Origin of the sequence: Microbaculum mangrovi, assembly GCF_051390635.1 — a bacterium.
In the GTDB taxonomy this organism is placed as follows: domain Bacteria; phylum Pseudomonadota; class Alphaproteobacteria; order Rhizobiales; family Tepidamorphaceae; genus Microbaculum.
In genome coordinates this window covers 1-18,795 of the sequence record NZ_JBPODT010000001.1, presented here as the reverse complement: position 1 = coordinate 18,795, position 18,795 = coordinate 1, and the positions used below count along the sequence as shown (strand labels likewise).

Sequence of the window (18,795 nt, the reverse complement as noted above, 5' to 3'; positions counted from 1 at the left end):
CCGACATGAGCAAGATGCACGTCAAGATGACGGTCAACGGCAAGGCGGTAGAGGGCCTTGCCGAACCGCGCATGCTCCTCGTCCACTTCCTGCGCGAGGAGCTGAACCTCACCGGTCCGCATATCGGCTGCGACACCAGCCATTGCGGCGCCTGCACGGTGGACCTGGACGGCCAATCGGTGAAGGCCTGTACGATGTTCGTCGCCCAGGCGAACGGGGCTGACATCACCACGATCGAAGGCATCGCCGCGCCGGACGGGACCCTGCACGCGCTGCAGGAGGCCTTCCGCGAGCACCATGGCCTGCAATGCGGCTTCTGCACGCCGGGCATGATCACCCGGGCCTACCGGCTTCTGCAGGAAAACCCGAACCCGACCGAGGACGAGATCCGGATGGGCATCTCCGGCAATCTGTGCCGCTGCACCGGGTACCAGAACATCGTCAAAGCCATCAGCGCCGCGGCCGATGAGCTCGCCGGCGCGAGGGAGGCCGCGGAATGAACGACCAGACCCCGACAGCCGTCGAACGCGCCGAAAAGCTCCAGGGCCTCGGCTGCAAGCGCAAGCGCGTCGAGGACGCGCGGTTCACCCAGGGCAAGGGCCACTATGTCGACGACATCAAGCTGCCCGGCATGCTGTTCGGCGATTTCGTGCGCAGTCCCTATGGCCACGCCCGCATCAAGTCGATCAACAAGGACGCGGCGATGGCCGTGCCCGGCGTGGTCGCGGTGCTGACCGCCGACGACCTGAAGCCGCTGAACCTGCACTACATGCCCACGCTGGCCGGCGACGTGCAGGCGGTGCTGGCCGACGAGAAGGTCCTGTTCCAGGGCCAGGAAGTCGCCTTCGTCGTCGCCGAGAACCGCTATGTCGCCGCCGACGCGGTGGACCTCGTCGAGGTCGACTACGAGCAGCTTCCCGCCATCAACAACGCCTTCAAGGCGATGGACGAGAACGCTCCCCTCCTGCGCGAGGACATCAAGGACAAGATGGAGGGCGCGCACGGGCCGAGGAAGCACTACAACCACATCTTCAACTGGTCGGTCGGCGACAGGGAAGACACCCACAAGGCGATCGAGAGCGCCGACGTGGTGGCTGAGGAACTGATCACCTACCAGCGCGTCCACCCCTGTCCGCTCGAGACCTGCGGCTGCGTCGCCTCGATGGACAAGGTGAACGGCAAGCTGACCATCTGGGGCACCTTCCAGGCGCCGCACGCGGTGCGCACGGTCGCCTCGCTGATCACCAACATCCCCGAGCACAACATCCGCATCATCTCGCCCGATATCGGCGGAGGCTTCGGCAACAAGGTCGGCGTCTATCCCGGCTACATCTGCGCCGCCGTCGCTTCGATCGTCACCGGCGTGCCGATCAAGTGGGTCGAGGATCGCATGGAGAACCTCACGTCCACGGCGTTCGCCCGCGACTATCACATGAGCGGCAAGATCGCGGCGACGCGGGACGGGCGTATCACGGCGCTCGACTGCCACGTACTGGCCGATCACGGCGCGTTCGACGCCTGCGCCGATCCGACCAAGTTCCCGGCCGGGTTCTTCAATATCTGCACCGGGTCGTACGACATTCCGCTGGCACACGTGTCGGTCGACGGCGTCTACACCAACAAGGCGCCGGGCGGGGTCGCCTACCGCTGCTCGTTCCGGGTGACGGAGGCGTCCTACTTCATCGAGCGGATGATCGACATTCTGGCCCGAAAGCTGGACATGGACCCCGCCGAGATCCGGATGAAGAACTTCATCCGGAAGGACCAGTTCCCCTACACCTCGGCGCTCGGCTGGGAATACGATTCCGGCGACTACGAGACGGCGCTCGACAAGGCGATGAAGACCGTCGACTACGCCGGGCTGCGCGCCGAGCAGAAGGCGAACCGCGAGGCCTTCGATCGCGGCGAGACCCGCAAGCTGATGGGCATCGGTGTCGCCTTCTTCACCGAGATCGTCGGGGCCGGCCCGGTGAAGAACTGCGACATCCTGGGACTCGGCATGTTCGACTCCTGCGAAATCCGCATCCACCCGACGGGCAGCGCCATCGCCCGGCTGGGCACGATCAGCCAGGGGCAGGGCCACGCCACGACGTTCGCGCAGATCCTGGCGAGCGAGATCGGCATTCCCGCCGATCAGATCACCATCGAGGAGGGCGATACCGACACCGCGCCTTACGGTCTGGGCACCTACGGATCGCGCTCGACGCCGGTCGCCGGCGCGGCCACCGCGATGGCGGGGCGGAAAATCCGCGCCAAGGCGCAGATGATCGCCGCCTATCTGCTCGAGGTGCACGACGACGACCTCGAATGGGACATCGACCGCTTCCAGGTGAAGGGCAATCCCGAGCAGCACAAGACCATGGCCGAGATCGCGTTCGCCGCCTACAACCAGGCGATACCCGGTCTCGAGCCCGGTCTCGAGGCGGTCAGCTACTACGATCCGCCGAACATGACCTATCCATTCGGGGCCTATATCTGCGTCGTCGACGTCGACGTCGACACCGGCGTTACCGACGTCCGCCGCTTCTATGCGCTGGACGATTGCGGCACGCGGATCAACCCGATGATCATCGAGGGCCAGGTGCACGGCGGCCTCACCGAGTCGCTGGCGATCGCCATGGGCCAGGAGATCGCCTACGACGAGATCGGCAACGTCAAGGGCAGCAGCCTGCTCGATTTCTTCCTGCCGACCGCCGTCGAGACTCCCGCCTGGGAGACCGACTACACGGTGACGCCGTCGCCGCATCACCCGATCGGCGCCAAGGGCGTGGGCGAAAGCCCGAATGTCGGCGGGGTATCGGCCTTCTCGAACGCGGTCAACGATGCGTTCGCGCACAAGGGGCTGACGCATACCCAGATGCCGCATGATCACTGGCGGGTCTGGAAGACGGCGGAAAAGCTCGGCCTGAACGGCTGAACGACCGGGGCTAAGAGCGGTTCTTGCCAGATTGGACCGCTCTATGTCTGGGGAGGGTGCCGGGGGCCGGATCTCGTATTCGGTCTCCGGTATTCCCAAGTTAGGACCATGGAAACAGTCGCGGATCTCAAGCAACGCCTCGCCCAGGTTCACTATGTCGCCGACGACACGCTGGCGACGGCGCTGCAGCTCGCCCTGACGCTGAAGCGGCCGCTGCTGCTCGAGGGCGAGGCCGGCGTCGGCAAGACGGAGATCGCCAAGGCGCTTGCCGCGATCCTGGATACCCGGCTGATCCGGCTGCAGTGCTACGAAGGGCTGGACGCCAACGCGGCGATCTACGAGTGGAACTACCAGCGCCAGCTTCTGGCGATCAAGGCGAGCGAGCACGAGAAGATCGGTGCCGCCGAGATCGAGAAGCACATCTTTTCCGAAGACTATCTGCTGCGCCGGCCGCTTCTCGAATCGATCAGCCAGGACAAGCCGCCGGTGCTGCTGATCGACGAGATCGACCGGGCCGACGAGGAATTCGAGGCCTATCTCCTGGAAATCCTGTCGGATTTCCAGATTACCATTCCCGAGCTCGGCACCGTCGCGGCCAAGAGTGTTCCGTACGTCATTCTCACCTCGAACGGAACGCGCGAGCTCTCAGACGCGCTGAGGCGGCGCTGCCTCTACGCCTATGTCGAGTTCCCGGATCCCGAGCGGGAACTGGCGATCATCCTCTCGCATCTGCCCGACATCGAAGAGCGGCTCGCGGTGCAGGTCGCCCGTTTCGTGCGGGAACTGCGCAAGGAAGACCTGGAGAAAGCGCCCGGCATCGCCGAGACGCTCGACTGGGCCGCGGCGCTCACCGGACTCGGGCTCAAGACGCTCGACCAGGATCCCGACGCCGTCCAGTCGAGCCTGATCTGCCTTTTGAAGACGGAAGCCGACGCCAAGGCGGTGACCAGGGAGGTCACCGGCCGGCTCGTCGGCCACGCGGCATGACCGCGCCCGCACACGCGCCGATCGCCCGCCGGGTGGCCGGCTTCATAGACCATCTGCGGCTGAACGACTTCGCCGTCGGCCCCGCCGAGACGCAGGCCGCGCTGAAGCTCATCGACCGGATCGGGCCGCTTCAGGCGGCGCAGGTGCGCAACGGCCTGAAGATCCTGCTGACCGGCAGGCACGAGGAATGGGAGCGCTTCGACGACCTGTTCGAAGCCTACTGGTTTGCCCGCGGGCGCGAACGCGTGGCGGCTGGTACCAGCAGTCCGCACCAGCGCGCGGGCGCGACGAAACCGGCGATCTGGTCCGATCATCTGCCCGACAGCGCGGCAAGCGGCCTCGGTGAAGTGCGCGGGAGAGGGGACACCGAACAGGACGCCGCGGGCGAGGCAGCGGGCCGCATCGTCGCCTCGCGGCAGACCGCGGTGCGCAAGGCGGATCTTCGCCACGTCGCCGACCGCGACGAGATCGCCGAGGCCGAGCGGCTCGCCTACAGGCTGGCCGCGGCCATGCGCTACCGCCTGTCGCGACGCTTCTCGGTTGCGGCGAAGGGGCCGAAGCTGGACCTGCGCCGCACCATTCGCGCCAATATCGGCCATGGCGGCGAGCCCGTCACGCTGGTCCGGCGGGCCCGTCCGGACCGTCCGGTGCGCATCGTCGTGCTACTCGACGTGTCGGGCTCGATGAAGCTGTACAGCCGCTTCTTCCTGCAGTTCGTCAAGGGGCTAGTGTGCGAGTGGATCGACGCCGACGCCTATCTGTTCCACACGCGGCTGATCCGGGTCACCGATGCGCTGAAAGACAAGGACACCGTCAAGGCGGTGACCCGGCTGGCGCTGATGGCCGAGGGCTTCGGCGGCGGCACGAGGCTCGGCGAGTGCCTGAAGGTCTTCAACGATCGCTATGCCAAGCGCGCGCTCAATTCGCGTACGGTCTTCATGGTATTGAGCGACGGCTACGACACCGGCACGCCGGATACGCTGGTCGCCGAGCTGAAGCGGCTGAAGAAGCGGGTGCGCCGCATCGTCTGGCTCAATCCGATGCTGGGCTGGCGCGACTACGAGCCGGTGACGCGGGCGATGGCTGCGGTGCTGCCGCTGATCGACCACTTCGCCGCCGCGAACACATTGGAGTCCCTGGCCGGGATCGAGGACGATCTTGCCAGGATATGAGGTGATGCCCCGATCGGAGGCAATGCGATGAGCAAGATGGCATCGGACACGCTCGACCTGATGGATCGCCTGCGCCAGTCGGGCGAGGACTTTTGCGTCGCGACGGTGATCCGCACCGCCGCGGCGACCTCGGCGAAAGCCGGCGCCAAGGCCGTGGTGACGCGAGACGGCGCGGTGCACGGCTTCATCGGCGGCGGCTGCGTCACCGGCGCCGTAAAGCGCGTCGGCCTCGAGGCGCTGGCCGACGGCAAGCCGCGCATGATCCGCGTCAAGCCGAAGGAGGACGTCGTCGAGCCCGTCGACGTGGACGGAGTGGAACTGCACACCTCCAGCTGTCCGAGCGGCGGCACCGTCGACATCTTCTTCGAGCCGATGCGGCAGGCCGCCCGCCTGGTGGTCTGCGGGGCGTCGCCGGTGGCCACGACGCTCGCCACGATCGCCGTCGCCATGGGTTACCGCACCATCGTCGCGGCCCGCGAGGAAGACCTAGACCGGTTTTCCGGCATTGACGAAACGCGCGCCGACTTCGATTTGGGCACCCTCGACCTCGGCGATCGCGATGCGGTGGTCGTCGCGACCCAGGGCAAGCGCGACCGCGAGGCGCTCAAGGCGGCGCTGTCGTCCGGCGCGGGCTATGTCGGCATAGTCGGCAGCAGACGGAAGATCGCCAAGCTTCTCGACCAGGTGGGCCCGGAGGCGTCCGCTGCCGCCAAGGCCGCCTTGCACGGGCCCGCCGGCCTCGACATCGGCGCCATCGAGCCTGAGGAGATCGCCCTGTCGATCCTGGGAGAAATCGTCAAGGTTCGCCGCCAGGCCGCCCGCGCGCGGCCGTCTGAATTGGCGGGCGGCGAGGCGGTCTGAATAGCGTTCGGTCGAGCAACCGGCCGTTCAACGGCGTCGTGATCTATTCGTCCGGGAAAACCTGTTTCCAGTCGTCCTTCATGCTGATCAGGTGCCAGCCCGCCTTCGGAGCGGCGTCCATCGCCTTGTCTAGCTTGCCGACATGGGAGTCGCGGTCGTAGGCGAACTCGCGCGCGGCATCGTCGTGATGAACGATCATGCCGAGCGTCTTTGCGGGCCCGGTTGTTGTCCATTCCAGCATCTGGAAATCGCCGTCCGAATTGCCGAACGCGGCGATCGGGCGCTTGCCGATATGGCTCTGGATGCCGACCGGCTTGCCCGGCCCGTCGTCGATGAAGTTGAGCTCGCCCAGCCGCATGATCACGGGCCCCTTGTCGGTCACCTCGTATTTCATCTTGATCGAGGATCCGACGACGTTCGGGGGCGCGATACCGTAGGTCGTGTCAGTCCACGGCCGCATGAACTCGATGCCGCCGCCCGAGACGATGAAGACATCGAAGTCATTGGCCTTGAGATAATCGATGACCTCGAGCATCGGCTGGTAGATCATCGCCTTGCTCAGCATGCCGGTCTCAGGGTTTTTCGCGGTGGTGATCCAGTCGAGAACGATCTTCTCGAAGTCCTCGGTGGTCATGCCGGCGTGGGTCGCGGCGATGATCTCGGCGACGCCCTTCTTGCCGGATGCGGCGACGCCCTTCATGTCGCCGGCGAGCACCGACTTGAAGGGTTCCTTGTCCTTCCATTCCGGATGGTCGGGCGCCATCGCCTTCACCCGGTCCAGCGCGAAGGCGAGCTGAACGTATATCGGCTGCTCGCTCCACAGCGTGCCGTCATTGTCGAAGGTGGCGATGCGGTCGTCGGGGGCGACGTAGTCCGACCCGCCCTCCGCCGTCACCGCGGCGACGAAGTCGACGATCGCCTGCTTTGCCGCACCTTCGTTCCACGAGGGAAGGGGATCGGTCTGGGCCTGCGCAGCGGCCGCAAGGGAAAGTGCGGCGAGCGCCCCCGCCGCGATAATCGAAACGAATGATCGTCTGAGCATAGGACTGCCTCTTGCGCCGTGGTGGCTGGACTTGGGCGGTTCGCCCCGTCGCAAGACCGGGCGAACCGCATTGGTGTCAGGTCAGTTGCCGGTCCGGTTCTGCATGGCCTTTTCGACCTGAGCCTTGACAGCGGACAGATTGAAACTCGCGCCCGGCTGCATCGGCGGATAGTCTACCGCCGACTTTGCCAGCGTCGCGACCTCCTGCTGGACGAAGACAAAGCGCCAGAACTCGAATGCCCACCAGTTCGCGGCGAACAGCGAGTCGCCGATATTCATCTTCTCGAACGGATCGAGCCGCAGGTTGTAGATTCCCGGCCAATCGAGATGCACCTTCGGGCCGAACCAGCCGTCGGGCTGATCGATGAAGACGTACTTGAAATCGCCGATCCGGGCCGAGGCCAGGGTGGACTCGGTGAAGTACCAGACCTCGTTGCGCGCGGACTCGGCCCCCTTGGTCAACATGTCGAGCTGGTTGTAGCCGTCCAGATGAACCTTGTACTCCGTGCCGTTGAGCGTCTTGCCCTTCTTCAGGTCGGCGGCGATGTCGCCGTCATAGCCCGCGGCGGCGACGAAGGTCGGGAACCAGTCGAGCCCGGACATCACCGCGTTGATGACCTGGCCTTCCTCGACCTTGCCTGGCCATCGAACGACGAGCGGAACGCGGAAACCGCCTTCGGTGCCCATGCCCTTCCAACCCTTGAATGGCGTCGTGCCACCATCGGGCCATGAGAAACCCTCGGTGCCGTTATCCGTGGTCACCGCGATGATCGTGTTGTCGGCGATCCCCATCTCTTCGAGCTTGTTCATCACGTCGCCGATGATGTCGTCGAACTGGGCCATGCCGGCTTCCTGGATGGTCCAGCCGTTATTGGCATTCCGCATCTTCTCGTATTTCGGCGAGAGGTGGGTGAACACGTGCATCCGGGTTGGGTTGAGCCAGACGAAGAACGGTTTGCCGTCCTGCTGGGCCTTGTCCATGAAGTCGAAGGCGCGGTCGCGGATGACCTCGTCGACCGTTTCCATGTTGTACTTGACGCCTTCGACCGGATTCGGCGGTAGCGGCCCCTCGTCTATGATGCGCTGCTTGCCGACCTTGCCCCAGCGCGGATCGACCGTCGGGTCGTCCTTGTCGGTGGCGAAGGTGTGCAGAAGGTTGCGCGGTCCGACCTTGTCCAGAAGGTCTTTCGGGTAGTTCGGACGCCAGGGATCCTCCATGGCGTCGAGATGGTAGAGATAGCCCCAGAACTCGTCGAAACCGTGGACGGTCGGCAGGAACTCGTTCCGGTCTCCCAGATGGTTCTTGCCGAATTGGCCAGTCGAGTAGCCGAGTTCCTTCAGGGCGGTTGCGATCGTCGGAGCCTTGTCCGGCATGCCGATCGTGGCGCCCGCCTGCCCGACCGTTGTCAGGCCGGTCCGGATCGGCAACTCGCCGGTGACGAAGTTGGCGCGTCCGGCGGTGCAGCTCGCCTCGGCATAGTAGTCGGTAAAGATCGCCCCTTCGGCGGCAAGCTTGTCGATGTTCGGCGTCCGGCCGGCCATCAGGCCGCGGTGATAGGCGCCTATGTTCCACATGCCGATATCGTCGCCCATGATAAAGACGATGTTGGGCTTTTTGGCATCCTGCGCGGCCGCAACGGTTGCATGGGCCAGACTGAAGGCGGTCGAGAGCAGCGCTGAAGTTGCTAGCGCAGCGAAAAGACGCCTTCGCGTTCTATTTGGATGAACTCTGACATTTGTCATTTCAGTCTCCTTATTTTCGGTCCGTCATATCTGGTGCGGACAATTATTGTTGGCGGACTGACATCTCTTCAGTCATGGCTTTCCGGTTAATATTTCCTGTTATTGCGATAATTGTTCCGCAAACCGGTCGACTTCCGCCCGGCATTCGGGGGCGATGCTGGAGGAATTCTCCTGCAGGCACGTCATGATCCGCCCGCCACCGAACCCGACGCCATGACATTGTTTCTCGATATCTGGCGCACAGGTTGCCATGGCGTTGCGGATGGTCGCGAATACATGATCCAGTATGTCGCCGACATCCGAGATGGTATTGGCACACGTTTCACCGAGATGGTTTTCGTGTGCATAGAGGCACGAAATGATCCGGCCATCTCCCGGAGTGACTTCCGAGCAGAACGTTTCGATAGGCTCTTCGCAGGCTTCCAGAACGCCCTGCGCGCGACTGGGCTGCGGCAGCAGAAGGACCGCGGATGCGAGGCACAAGGCGAATAGCTGGGCGCCGCTCACAGGTTTGGTCATCTTCTTTCTCCAATGATGTTCATGGATTGACCACGACGTACACGGTGACGCCGTTCTGCACTGTCGGGGCGTAGTAGACGCCGCCACAGTTGTAATAGGCGCGGTACGGCGAGCAGCCGGCGATTGAGTTTCTGTAATTAACGCGCCGTGTGGTTCGACGGGCGGTCCTTCGTGACACGCCGGCAACACTTACCGGTGTCAGGGGACGACCAACTTCGGCGTGTGCTTTCGATACGACGAGGGGATCCTGCGAGGGCGCATCAAGCAACAGGACCGCTGATATGGCAATTGCCCAGGCAAAGCAGTGTTTTAGTTGCATGTCCCAGATCTCCAATTTCGGTCCGGCTGACGTGGCAGTCGTGGCGAGCGGCCCAATTCTTGGAGATTCGCGTTCTTGTCGGGGGGCTCGATACCGGTCACCGGTCGCGTTTGTGATTTGATCTCATAGTGGTCACCTAAGACAGTTCGCCCCGCGCTAAGGCGGGGCGAACCGTAGTTTTTTGTGTCAGTTGCCGGTCGGCAGACCGATCTGGAACCCATCCTTGGCCAGCTGTTCCTGAACATACTTGAACCGCTGGTAATTCGAGATGGTTATCGGTCCCGTATAGGTCTCGCTCTGCAGCTTGCGGGGCGGATACTTGACGTACGTCTTCATCAAATTCCCGACAGCCTCGTTTGCCGGGACGACGGCCCACGTGCTTTCGGTGTAGTTGGTCATGAAAATGTCGTACCGCTCCTGCGGATCCTGCAGAAGGTCGAACACCTGCGGGATGGTGGCGACGTATTTCGACGGGCCTTTCCAGCCGAGATTGGTATCGACCGCCAGTGCGCCGGTCTGTGCGCCGTCGTCACCGCGCAGATTGAAGACATATTTGAAGTTGCCGACGCGAACCGCGCCCGGGCTCAGCTCGTCCTCGGTGAAGTAGAACCAATCCTTGCGATCCGACTTGCCGGTTCCCGTCCAGACGGGCGTCATGTCGTGGCTGTCGAAGATGATCGGCTGGCCTTCGCGGTCGTTCTCCGGAAGCGCCTGGCCGGCAAGCGACGCGAAGGTGGCCATCAGGTCGAGACCGCCGAGGATGTCGTGGCTGACGGTGCCGCCTTTCACCTGGCCCGGCCAGCGGACCATGGTGGGAACGCGGCTGCCGCCTTCGCGGACCGTGCCCTTGGTGCTGCGGAACGGGGTGTAGCCGGCATCCGGATAGACATCCTGCCAGGCGCCGTTATCGACGGTATAGAAGACGACCGTGTTGTCGGCGAGGCCCAGCTCGTCGAGCTTCTTCAGGATGTTGCCGACACGGGTATCGAGCTCGACCACGGCGTCGGCGTATTTGGTTTTCGAGATCGATTTGCCCTCGAAATCCGGCGCCGGCATGTTCGGCTGGTGGTTCTTCATGAAGTTGACGTTGATGAAGAACGGCGTGTCCTTGTCCTTCGCCGCGTCCTCCAGGAACTCGATCGCGTCGTTCTCCACGTACTCATCGACGAAGGGAATGCCGACGACGCCCTTTTCCGGCGTGTTCACGTACTCGCCATTGACCTTGAAGTCTTCCTTGGCCTCTTCGCCGGCGTTGCCGGACAGCGAGCCCTTGGTCACCTTCTGGAACATCTCCCGCAGTTCCGGGCTCATGCCCTTGTGCCACGCGGGATCGGTGTAGGTGTAGGCGTTGAGGTGATAGAGGAAGGCGTGCTTCATCACGTTATAGCCCTGCGCGTTCGGCAGCGCGTAGTCGCTCTCGCCCAGGTGCCATTTGCCGGTGAAGTAGGTCTTGTAGCCCGCCTCCTTCAGGACGGAGGCCAGCGTCCATTCCGCCTTGGGAAGCCCGCCGCCCTGGCCCTGGAAGGCCACGGTCGTCATGCCGCTGCGGTTGGGAATGCGACCGGTCTGGATCGCGGCGCGGCCCGGCGTGCAGCTCGGCTGACCGTAGAAATTGGTGAAGGTCATGCCTTCATCGGCCAGACGGTCGAAGTTGGGGGTCGGCATGCCCCGGCCCTCGCCGCCGAGATACGGGCCGAGGTCGCCCCAGCCGGTATCGTCCGAGACGATAAGCAGGATATTCGGCCTGCTGCCGGCGGCGTCTTGCGCCTGCGCCGTGCCGTATGCGGCCAGGCCGAGCGCGAGCGCCGGAAGAATGGAAAGTGCTATTCGATTCATACTCCGTCTCCGGTTGGGGTGAAATTCTTTGGGCCGTGTCATCGGTCCCTCCTGGTTCTGCGTTTCCTGTTTCTTGCCCGGGCCACTCGTTTCATGCCCCGGCCACTCGGCGCCCAATGCGTCACGACCCTTCTCGGGCCTGACAATTCTCGAGCTGAGTCAGGATTTCAGCCTCAAGTTCCACGAGGAAGTTCCGGTATTCCTCGATCCTTGTGCTGTTGTCGGACGAGACGTACAGCCAGTTGCTGAGCGCGGCCGCGGCCTCCTCGTAGTCCCGGCAGATGGCCCTGAATCGGGAGTCGCTGGCGCAGCGCCGTCGGATGTCGAGCTCTCGCCTCGGAAACCGGTCGACGATTGCGCGGATCGCCTCCATTGCACCTGTCCGCGGTACAGTTCGGGGCCAATGACGGCAGCTGACGGCAGCATTCGGCGGCAGCGCGCGGCCCCTCACTTCGATTGTTCGTTTGGTCGGAGGAATCTAACCCCATTTCGCCCTGTAAAGGCGAGGTACGAACATGTTCGCACGTGTTTCCGCATGAGCCGGATCGCGAGAAAACGACGGACTTTCTCGTTGCGTGCCGCTACAATCCGACCATTACGATACGGAATTCAGGCTCGACGCTTGGGATTCCATGAGCGGGCTCAATTGCTCGCCGTTGCTGCCGGCTATTCTGGATCGAGGGCGTATCAGTGCCGAGTCACAGTGCTGCCCCCCGGGCTCCTATACCGCCGAGCGGTCCGTCCCCGGACGAGGTGCGGGCGGAGTTGGAACGTATCCTGTCGAGCCCCGACCTTCAGGCAAGCGATCGGCGGCGCGCTTTCCTGCGGTACGTCGTCGAGGAAACGCTTGCGGGCAGAGCCGACCGGCTGAAAGGCTTTACCGTCGCGCTAGCCGTGTTCGGCCGCGACGAGACGTTCGATTCCCAGACCGACCCGGTCGTCCGCCTGGAGGCGCGCCGGCTGCGGCGCGATCTCGACAGCTACTATGTCGACGCCGGAAGCGACGATCCCGTCCGCATCTCGATCCCGAAAGGCTCATACGTGCCCCATTTCGAATGGCACGATCCGGCTCTCGCCGCCAAAGCGCCATCTGCGGAAAGGGAGGCGCGGACGAAGCTGCCGGGCAGCGGTGAAGCCCCCGGAATCTCAGAGGAAATCGCGGCGACCGGGCGCATGCGGCCGCGCGTACTTCTGATCACGGCTATCGTGTTCGCAATCCTCGCCGCGGCAATGGCAGGCTGGCTGCTGATGAAACGCATGAGCGGCGTTGAGCCGACCGCCTCGGCCGATACGGTCAATCAGCCGGCCGTCGTCGTCCTGCCGTTCGAAGCGTTGGGCGTTTCCGAGACCAACCACTATCTCGCCACCGGGATCAGCCAGGAGTTGATCGGCGATCTCATGCTGTTCCCGGGCTTCCGGATCTATACCTTCCCAGCCTCACAGGAGAAGGATATCCGCGCTGCCGGACCGACCGAATTGGGGCGCGACCTCGGCGTTGCCTATGTCGTGAGCGGCAGTGTACGGGCCGAGGCGGAAGAGGTCCGCGTCGCGACCCAGCTGATCGATGCCGCAAGCGGCCAGGTGCTGTGGGCCCGTGCCTACGAGCGTCCGCTGGAGCCCGATGCCCTGATCCAGGTGCAAAGGGACTTGTCGGCGGAAATCGCCACCGAACTCGGCCAGCCCTACGGTGTCGTCAACAGCGAGATGAACGTCCGGCTGACCACTCCGCAGGTGTCGGACATGCACAGCTATGTCTGCGTGCTACGCGCCTATACGTTCCGCCGCAATTTCTCCAGCGCGGACTTCGCGCCGGTGCTCCAGTGCCTCGAAGAGGCCGTGCGGCGCGACCCGGACTACAGCGATGCCTGGGCGATGCTGGGATGGGTTCTCGTCGACTCCGGCCGGATCGGGATTCGCGGCGAGGACAAGCGGCAGGAAGAATATGACCGGGCCCTGCAGGCAGTGACGCGGGCGGTGACACTCGCACCGAACAGCCCCTTGGCGCTCAAGGCGCTGGCCGCAGTCAATCACTACATCGGCCGATACGACGAAAGCGAACGTCTCGCCCGCATAGCGGCGGATCTCAATCCATACGACCCCGAGGCTCTGGCGCAGCTCGGCTGGCGGCTCGCCGTGCGTGGCAAGTTCGAGGAAGGCATACCCATTCTCAAGCGCGCCATAGAGCGATCGGCGAACCCGCCCGGCTGGTACTTCGTCCTCATTGCGATCGATCTGTATCTGAGAGGCGACTTCGAGCCGATGCTGTCCGTCGCCGAGCGGTCCGCACCCGATGGCAGGGGGGTCAGTCAGGCGCTGATCGCCATCGCCGCTGGCGAGCTTGGGAACCAAGATCTGGCACGGCAGGCTCTGGCGAAAATGGCGGAGTACGAATCGATCTCCAGTGATCCGGCCAGCTATTTCCGGCGCCATGGGGCAACCGACGAAATAACGGATGCTCTTGAAACGGGGCTCGAAAAGGCGCGCCGGATAGCGGCCGGGGCCTGAATCCGATCAAGCCTGCCCCGAATCCGCGCGTTGTGCCCTGCGGACGTCGCCGCGCCGTTCATCGCCCCCGTACCAGCTCGGGCGACCGGCTGCGACCGAACGATCCTCGACATGCTTGCCGGAGTCCCTATTTTCATTGACGAATTGCGCGATTCCGGCACGAGCCGCGGCGAGACAGGCCAGAAATACTAGTCGATAGATATATTTTTCATGGATGATAGATGCCGGCCTGTTTCAGACTTTCTATTGACCCTCTATTCGGATGCGGCGAGCTGTCATCCCAATGAGTTTCGTATTCTCACGCTGAAACGGCTTCAGGGGCTGTTGGACTTCGATTTCGCCGTCTGGGGAGGCGGAACGGCTCAGGGACGTCGTGTAACGGATCTGGTCACATTCGAACAAAGCCCCCGGGTGTTGCAGGACTGGTCGGGTGTGGCCGACCAGGACGCCTTTTGCGATGTGACCCTGAGCCGCCTGGGACAGACGGCGCGGTTCGACGATATCGACGGGTATCGCGATACGATTGCCTACAACGACCATTGGAAGACCTTCGACGCGCGTCAGATGATGGCGACGATTTCGGCTGAACCGCTCGACGGATATGTCAGCTTCGTCGGTCTATGCTCCGATGCGACGTCGGAGGTCTTTTGCGACAGGGCGCGAATGATCAAATCAATGATCATGCCGCATCTGTCATCGGCGCTCAGGATCAACCGGGAAACAGCGCTCCTGCGCCATGCCGGCGGAAGCGAAGCGGTCGGTCTCGTCGACCGGGGCGGATGGGTGCTGACCGCGCCCGCCCCATTCACCGATTTGGTGCGCCGGGAGTGGGGCGTATCGACCCGGCTTTCGGAGAGCGTGCTGACCGTTCTGTTGCGCGGCAAGGCCTGGCAGGGCCGGTCGATCACAGCCTTTGCTGAGAAGCTCGGGGAACAGTACCTGGTTCGTTTGACCTCTCTCGGGGTGTTTGCCGAGCTGACGCCACGAGAAAGGGAAATCGCGCATTTCTACGTGACGGGGCTAACGTTCCGCGAAATCGCGCGCGAGCTTGGTGTCGCTCCGGCGACGGTGCGAAATCACATCAGCAATATTTTCGAGAAGCTGAATGTCGCCAGCAAGACGGAGCTGATCCAGCGTCATGCGGCAACATTCGGATTTTCGAGCGCGGCGGGGCGGGTTCGGCCTCGATAAGACGAGGCGGTAGCCTTCCGCTCATCGCATCGTGCGCCACGAAGCATGGTGCATATGCACCATTTCCTTTTCCGATCATCGCCGGTTTGTTCGCCGCTGAGTCCGGGCGTCAACGGGCGATCGGGCGGTTGCCCGGCGATCTGCGCGTTGTGCGCGCCGGTCGGACTTGGACGAAGGGGGCGGTGTGATGCTGAAAAAACTTGTGGCCGGGATGATCGCGGGGCTGACGCTGGCGGTCGCGCCGGCCGCGGCCGTCGCCGAGATCGACGGGTATGGTCCGGACAGCTGGCGCGTGGTGGGGGTGGCGCGCGATGACGTGCTCAACGCCCGCATGGGGCCGGACACCCGCTATCCGGTTATCGAGTCCTTCCGGCATGACGAGGGTGGGCTGGAACAGATTACCTGCGTTCCTTTCATTCCTCCGGCGCATTTCCTGCGGATGAGCGAGGCCGAGCTCGACGCGCTGCCGCCGCGCTGGTGCCTGATGCGCGATCGCTCGCTGGCGCGCGCGGGCTGGGTCAATGCGGAGTATCTCGAACCCGACTACGATCCTGTCGAGGCCAAGCCCGTCGCGAGCACCGCCGGCGACGATCCGATCGCCGCGGCCGAGGAGCTTGTGCGCGCGCTCTATGAAATGCGGTCGTACGAAGACCGGGGAATGCCCACCGGCCTCTATACACCGGCCGGCGCGCGACGGTTCTTCCACGCCGACCTGGTCGACCCTTTCCTGTCCGGCGGCGGCGGGGCCGATCCGGTCTATGGGGCGCAGGACTTCGAGGGGCATTGCGAAGACCCGCGTCGCCATCCGGAACGGCCCATGTTTCGCGGCATGATCACCATCATCGTCGATTGCACCAATTTCGGGCAGCGGCAACGCGCCGAATACAGCTTGCGCGTGGATCCGGATGCGCCCGACCGCACGCCCCGGATCTTCCGCATCAGCCATGTCGGCTGGGACTTTCCCTGAGTCCGCATTCCCCCAAACCCCAGTCGCAAAGACCAGGAGCACTGACTTGATCCGGTTCGCCCATCTTCTGTTTCCGGCCGCGTTGTTGGCCGCGCATCCCGCTTCGGCGCTCGACACCGAGACGCTCGGCAGCGTAACCGCCACGATCGGTGACGTCGCGTATCAGGGAGAAACGCTCGCCTTCCCGTCCGAAGGGTCGGCGATGGCAACCTTCATATCGATCGGGCCGTCGGTAATGGTGACGATTCAGGCGCTCGATCCGGAGGCGGAGGCGCGCCTGGACAATACGGTGACGATCGATCTGACGGTGATGGGCAGGGACCAGACGGCACCGATCATCACCTCCAGCATCAGCTGGTGGCCAGGCGGAATGGACCAGCCCTTCTATATCAGCGACGAGAGTGGCGGGATCATCAGAGACGAGAGCGGCGGGACCGCCGCTGTCACTCTGGAAAGCCTGTCGCTCGACGGCGACCCGCATGTCAGGGGAACCATCGAGACCAGCATTTGCCGCAAGGATGGTCCCTTCGTCGAAGCCGACACCAGCGATTGCCTGGCCGTGTCCGGAACCTTCGACACCGCGCTCGAGCCCCAGCAGTGAGGCTGGAACGGGCCGCTACCGCCCGTGGCGGCTCGAATCCCCGCATTGGTCAGCATGACGGTGTTGCTGACGGTAGGTGCCGTCAGAGATACCGTCAGTCTGTCGGGGGCACCGAGAACCGAAGGTGACGTGCTGCTACAGCATCGGCGGTGTAATCCGCTGATTTCCAACGGTTTTCCATGTTTTAGGGCTGGCTGAAACGGGGGGATGGTGCCGGCTGAGGGACTCGAACCCCCGACCCACGGTTTACAAAACCGTTGCTCTACCAGCTGAGCTAAGCCGGCCGCTGATGATGCCGCGTCATAACCGATGCGGGCGGGAAAGCAAATGGTAATGCCCTTTGGTTAAGGGTCTGCGCACTAGACTGCCAGAGGACGGGCAAGGAGAGCGCGCGATGCGGCGGGTGTTGACGGCGGCTGTTGCCGGGCTGGCTATCGGCGGCATGGGCCTTGCCGGCGAGCCGGCACGGGCGGAAGGCGGCGATATCGCCGCCGCGGGGCTTGCCGGCTTCGCGCTCGGCGTCGCGTTCCCCTTCGTCAACGGCTACGACTATCATCCATCCGGCTATTGGTACGTGCGCGACCCGCGCTACCTGCGTTATCCGGTGGCCTACTACAAGTGGTACGGGCCGGCGGGCGGATATGTCTATGTCGGCCCCAACTGGCAGCAGTGGTACCAGAACCGCACCGCGGTCTATGCGCCGCCGGCCTACTTCGTCGTGCCGCCCAAGCGATTCGTCTATTATCCGCCGGTGCCACGCTATTTCGGGCCGGGCGGGCAGGCTCCAGTGCCCAGATAGCGCGTTCTAGCCTTTGCCGGCGTTGCGGTCGGTGATGTAGAGCGCAAGCGCCGTCGCGTTCGACACGTTCAGGCTGGGCATGCGTCCGGGCATGTCGATTCGCGCCAGCGTCGAACAGGTATCCCGGGTTTTCTGCCGCAATCCCTTGCCTTCCGCCCCCATGACCAGGGCGAAGGGGCCGGGCAGGGCGATGTCCTCGAGCGGCCGGTCGGCGGAGGCATCGAGGCCGATCGTGACGAAGCCACGTTCGCTCAGGTCCTCCAGCGCCCGCGACAGGTTCTGGACTCGCGCCAGGGGCACGATGTCGAGCGCGCCGGCGGCCGACTTGGCGAGAACGGCGGTGAGGCGCGGACTGTGGCGCGTGGTCACCACCACCGCGTCGAGGGCGAAGGCGGCGGCCGAACGCAGGACGGCGCCGACATTGTGCGGGTCCGTCACCTGGTCGAGCAGCAGCAGCCGTTGCGGCTCGTGCAGGTCGTCGAGGCCGAGGTCGGGCAGGGGATCGCAATAGAGCAAACACCCCTGATGGACGGCATCGTCGCCGGCGATGCGGCTGATCTGGTTGCTGGAGGCCTCCTCGACCGTCAGGCCGGCGATGAGCGCGTCGGGCGCGCTGCCCAGTTCCTCGGCCAGGCGGCGCAGGGCGTTTGCCGTCACCAGAAGGCGATGGTGGGTGCGACTCGGGTTTCGAAGCGCGTGGACCACGGGGTGCAGGCCGTATATGTACGGATCTGCCTCCGAATCGCCGGCTTTGCGGACGTAAGATCGCCGGGCCCCGCGGGCCTGTGGGGACTTCTTTCCCTTAGGAAATGGTTTTCGAGTGGTGCTCATCGCGTGATTACGCGCATGTTGGCGCAGATTCCGGAAGGGGGCTGTTGACATCCGACGGGATCATTCCCATAAAGCGCACACGCTGCGCCGAAGCGGCTGCGGCGGCGGGATGCTGTGTCTTCGACTCAAGTTGCATGATTGGAGGGGTGCCCGAGTGGTTAAAGGGGACGGGCTGTAAACCCGTTGGCTTAGCCTACGTTGGTTCGAATCCAACCCCCTCCACCAATGCAGCGAGAAAATGCGGGTGTAGCTCAATGGTAGAGCAACAGCCTTCCAAGCTGATGACGAGGGTTCGATTCCCTTCACCCGCTCCAGCTCGCGGCGTGGCCGGGAAAAGCCGGGCGTCTCGTCGAGGCCTGTAGGGACGACGGATGGCCGAGCAGACCAGGCCGATGGCGAACAAGCGACTAGACTGAGGTATACAAGGCGATGGCCAAAGGTAAGTTTGAGCGGACGAAGCCGCACTGCAACATCGGCACGATTGGTCACGTTGACCACGGCAAGA

At 64.0% G+C, this 18,795-nt stretch carries 16 protein-coding genes and 3 tRNA genes; 12 read left to right on the top strand and 7 right to left on the bottom strand.

All coding sequences use genetic code 11. From position 1 onward, the window contains the following. Window positions 1-5: 5 nt before the first annotated feature. From ACSF9G_RS00095 to ACSF9G_RS00075, 5 genes are all read left to right on the top strand, one after another. On the top strand, window positions 6-500 hold the full coding sequence (locus ACSF9G_RS00095; protein WP_436636882.1) for a (2Fe-2S)-binding protein: 495 nt from the start codon (window positions 6-8) through the stop codon (window positions 498-500). After that, window positions 497-2,917 carry an aerobic carbon-monoxide dehydrogenase large subunit gene (locus ACSF9G_RS00090; RefSeq protein ID WP_436636880.1) on the top strand — a complete coding sequence of 807 codons (2,421 nt, stop codon included), beginning with the start codon at window positions 497-499 and terminating at the stop codon, window positions 2,915-2,917. The genes ACSF9G_RS00095 and ACSF9G_RS00090 overlap by 4 nt, the downstream gene beginning before the upstream one ends. Before the next feature lie 108 nt (window positions 2,918-3,025). After that, window positions 3,026-3,904, top strand: a complete 879-nt coding sequence (locus ACSF9G_RS00085; protein WP_436636878.1) for an AAA family ATPase — start codon at window positions 3,026-3,028, stop codon at window positions 3,902-3,904. Then, complete coding sequence (locus ACSF9G_RS00080) at window positions 3,901-5,076, top strand: vWA domain-containing protein (RefSeq protein WP_436636876.1); 1,176 nt, start codon at window positions 3,901-3,903, stop codon at window positions 5,074-5,076. The genes ACSF9G_RS00085 and ACSF9G_RS00080 overlap by 4 nt, the downstream gene beginning before the upstream one ends. A gap of 27 nt (window positions 5,077-5,103) precedes the next feature. Then, a complete protein-coding gene (locus ACSF9G_RS00075; RefSeq protein WP_436636874.1) occupies window positions 5,104-5,937 on the top strand; it encodes an XdhC family protein in 834 nt (277 codons plus the stop codon). A 43-nt stretch (window positions 5,938-5,980) separates the two neighbouring features. On the opposite strand, the gene ACSF9G_RS00070 is transcribed toward ACSF9G_RS00075, so the two are convergent. The 5 genes from ACSF9G_RS00070 to ACSF9G_RS00050 all read right to left on the bottom strand — a co-directional run bounded on the left by ACSF9G_RS00070 (window position 5,981) and on the right by ACSF9G_RS00050 (window position 11,769). Continuing rightward, complete coding sequence (locus ACSF9G_RS00070; protein WP_436636872.1) at window positions 5,981-6,979, bottom strand: HAD family hydrolase; 999 nt, start codon at window positions 6,977-6,979, stop codon at window positions 5,981-5,983. An 81-nt stretch (window positions 6,980-7,060) separates the two neighbouring features. Continuing rightward, window positions 7,061-8,722 (bottom strand): arylsulfatase, encoded by a 1,662-nt coding sequence (locus tag ACSF9G_RS00065; RefSeq protein WP_436636870.1) that lies wholly within the window; start codon window positions 8,720-8,722, stop codon window positions 7,061-7,063. A 99-nt stretch (window positions 8,723-8,821) separates the two neighbouring features. Then, a complete protein-coding gene (locus tag ACSF9G_RS00060; RefSeq protein ID WP_436636868.1) occupies window positions 8,822-9,241 on the bottom strand; it encodes a cysteine rich repeat-containing protein in 420 nt (139 codons plus the stop codon). Window positions 9,242-9,746: 505 nt separating this feature from the next. Then, the gene (locus ACSF9G_RS00055; protein WP_436636866.1) at window positions 9,747-11,396 is read right to left on the bottom strand and encodes an arylsulfatase; all 1,650 of its coding nucleotides are present in this window, start codon (window positions 11,394-11,396) and stop codon (window positions 9,747-9,749) included. 121 nt (window positions 11,397-11,517) lie between these two features. After that, on the bottom strand, window positions 11,518-11,769 hold the full coding sequence (locus ACSF9G_RS00050) for a hypothetical protein (RefSeq protein WP_436636864.1): 252 nt from the start codon (window positions 11,767-11,769) through the stop codon (window positions 11,518-11,520). A gap of 392 nt (window positions 11,770-12,161) precedes the next feature. Between ACSF9G_RS00050 and ACSF9G_RS00045 the strand changes: the two genes are divergently transcribed. The 4 genes from ACSF9G_RS00045 to ACSF9G_RS00030 all read left to right on the top strand — a co-directional run bounded on the left by ACSF9G_RS00045 (window position 12,162) and on the right by ACSF9G_RS00030 (window position 16,660). Next, window positions 12,162-13,901, top strand: coding sequence for a tetratricopeptide repeat protein (locus tag ACSF9G_RS00045; RefSeq protein ID WP_436636862.1), 1,740 nt, complete (start codon window positions 12,162-12,164; stop codon window positions 13,899-13,901). A gap of 246 nt (window positions 13,902-14,147) precedes the next feature. Then, window positions 14,148-15,092 (top strand): helix-turn-helix transcriptional regulator, encoded by a 945-nt coding sequence (locus ACSF9G_RS00040; protein WP_436636860.1) that lies wholly within the window; start codon window positions 14,148-14,150, stop codon window positions 15,090-15,092. 166 nt (window positions 15,093-15,258) lie between these two features. Further along, window positions 15,259-16,059, top strand: coding sequence for a hypothetical protein (locus ACSF9G_RS00035; protein WP_436636858.1), 801 nt, complete (start codon window positions 15,259-15,261; stop codon window positions 16,057-16,059). A gap of 46 nt (window positions 16,060-16,105) precedes the next feature. Further along, entirely contained in the window at window positions 16,106-16,660 is a 555-nt protein-coding gene (locus ACSF9G_RS00030; protein ID WP_436636856.1) for a hypothetical protein, read from the top strand. Between the two features lie 208 nt (window positions 16,661-16,868). On the opposite strand, the gene ACSF9G_RS00025 is transcribed toward ACSF9G_RS00030, so the two are convergent. After that, window positions 16,869-16,944, bottom strand: a tRNA-Thr gene (locus tag ACSF9G_RS00025). Between the two features lie 110 nt (window positions 16,945-17,054). On the opposite strand from ACSF9G_RS00025, the gene ACSF9G_RS00020 reads away from it, so the two are divergent. Beyond that, window positions 17,055-17,459, top strand: a complete 405-nt coding sequence (locus ACSF9G_RS00020) for a hypothetical protein (protein ID WP_436636854.1) — start codon at window positions 17,055-17,057, stop codon at window positions 17,457-17,459. Between the two features lie 6 nt (window positions 17,460-17,465). On the opposite strand, the gene rlmB is transcribed toward ACSF9G_RS00020, so the two are convergent. Further along, entirely contained in the window at window positions 17,466-18,290 is an 825-nt protein-coding gene (gene rlmB / locus ACSF9G_RS00015) for a 23S rRNA (guanosine(2251)-2'-O)-methyltransferase RlmB (RefSeq protein ID WP_436636852.1), read from the bottom strand. Window positions 18,291-18,430: 140 nt separating this feature from the next. Here rlmB and ACSF9G_RS00010 point away from each other — a divergent pair. Together ACSF9G_RS00010 and ACSF9G_RS00005 are read left to right on the top strand one after the other, a co-directional pair. Further along, window positions 18,431-18,515, top strand: a tRNA-Tyr gene (locus ACSF9G_RS00010). Between the two features lie 15 nt (window positions 18,516-18,530). After that, window positions 18,531-18,604: transfer RNA gene (locus ACSF9G_RS00005), tRNA-Gly, on the top strand. Window positions 18,605-18,795: the final 191 nt, after the last annotated feature.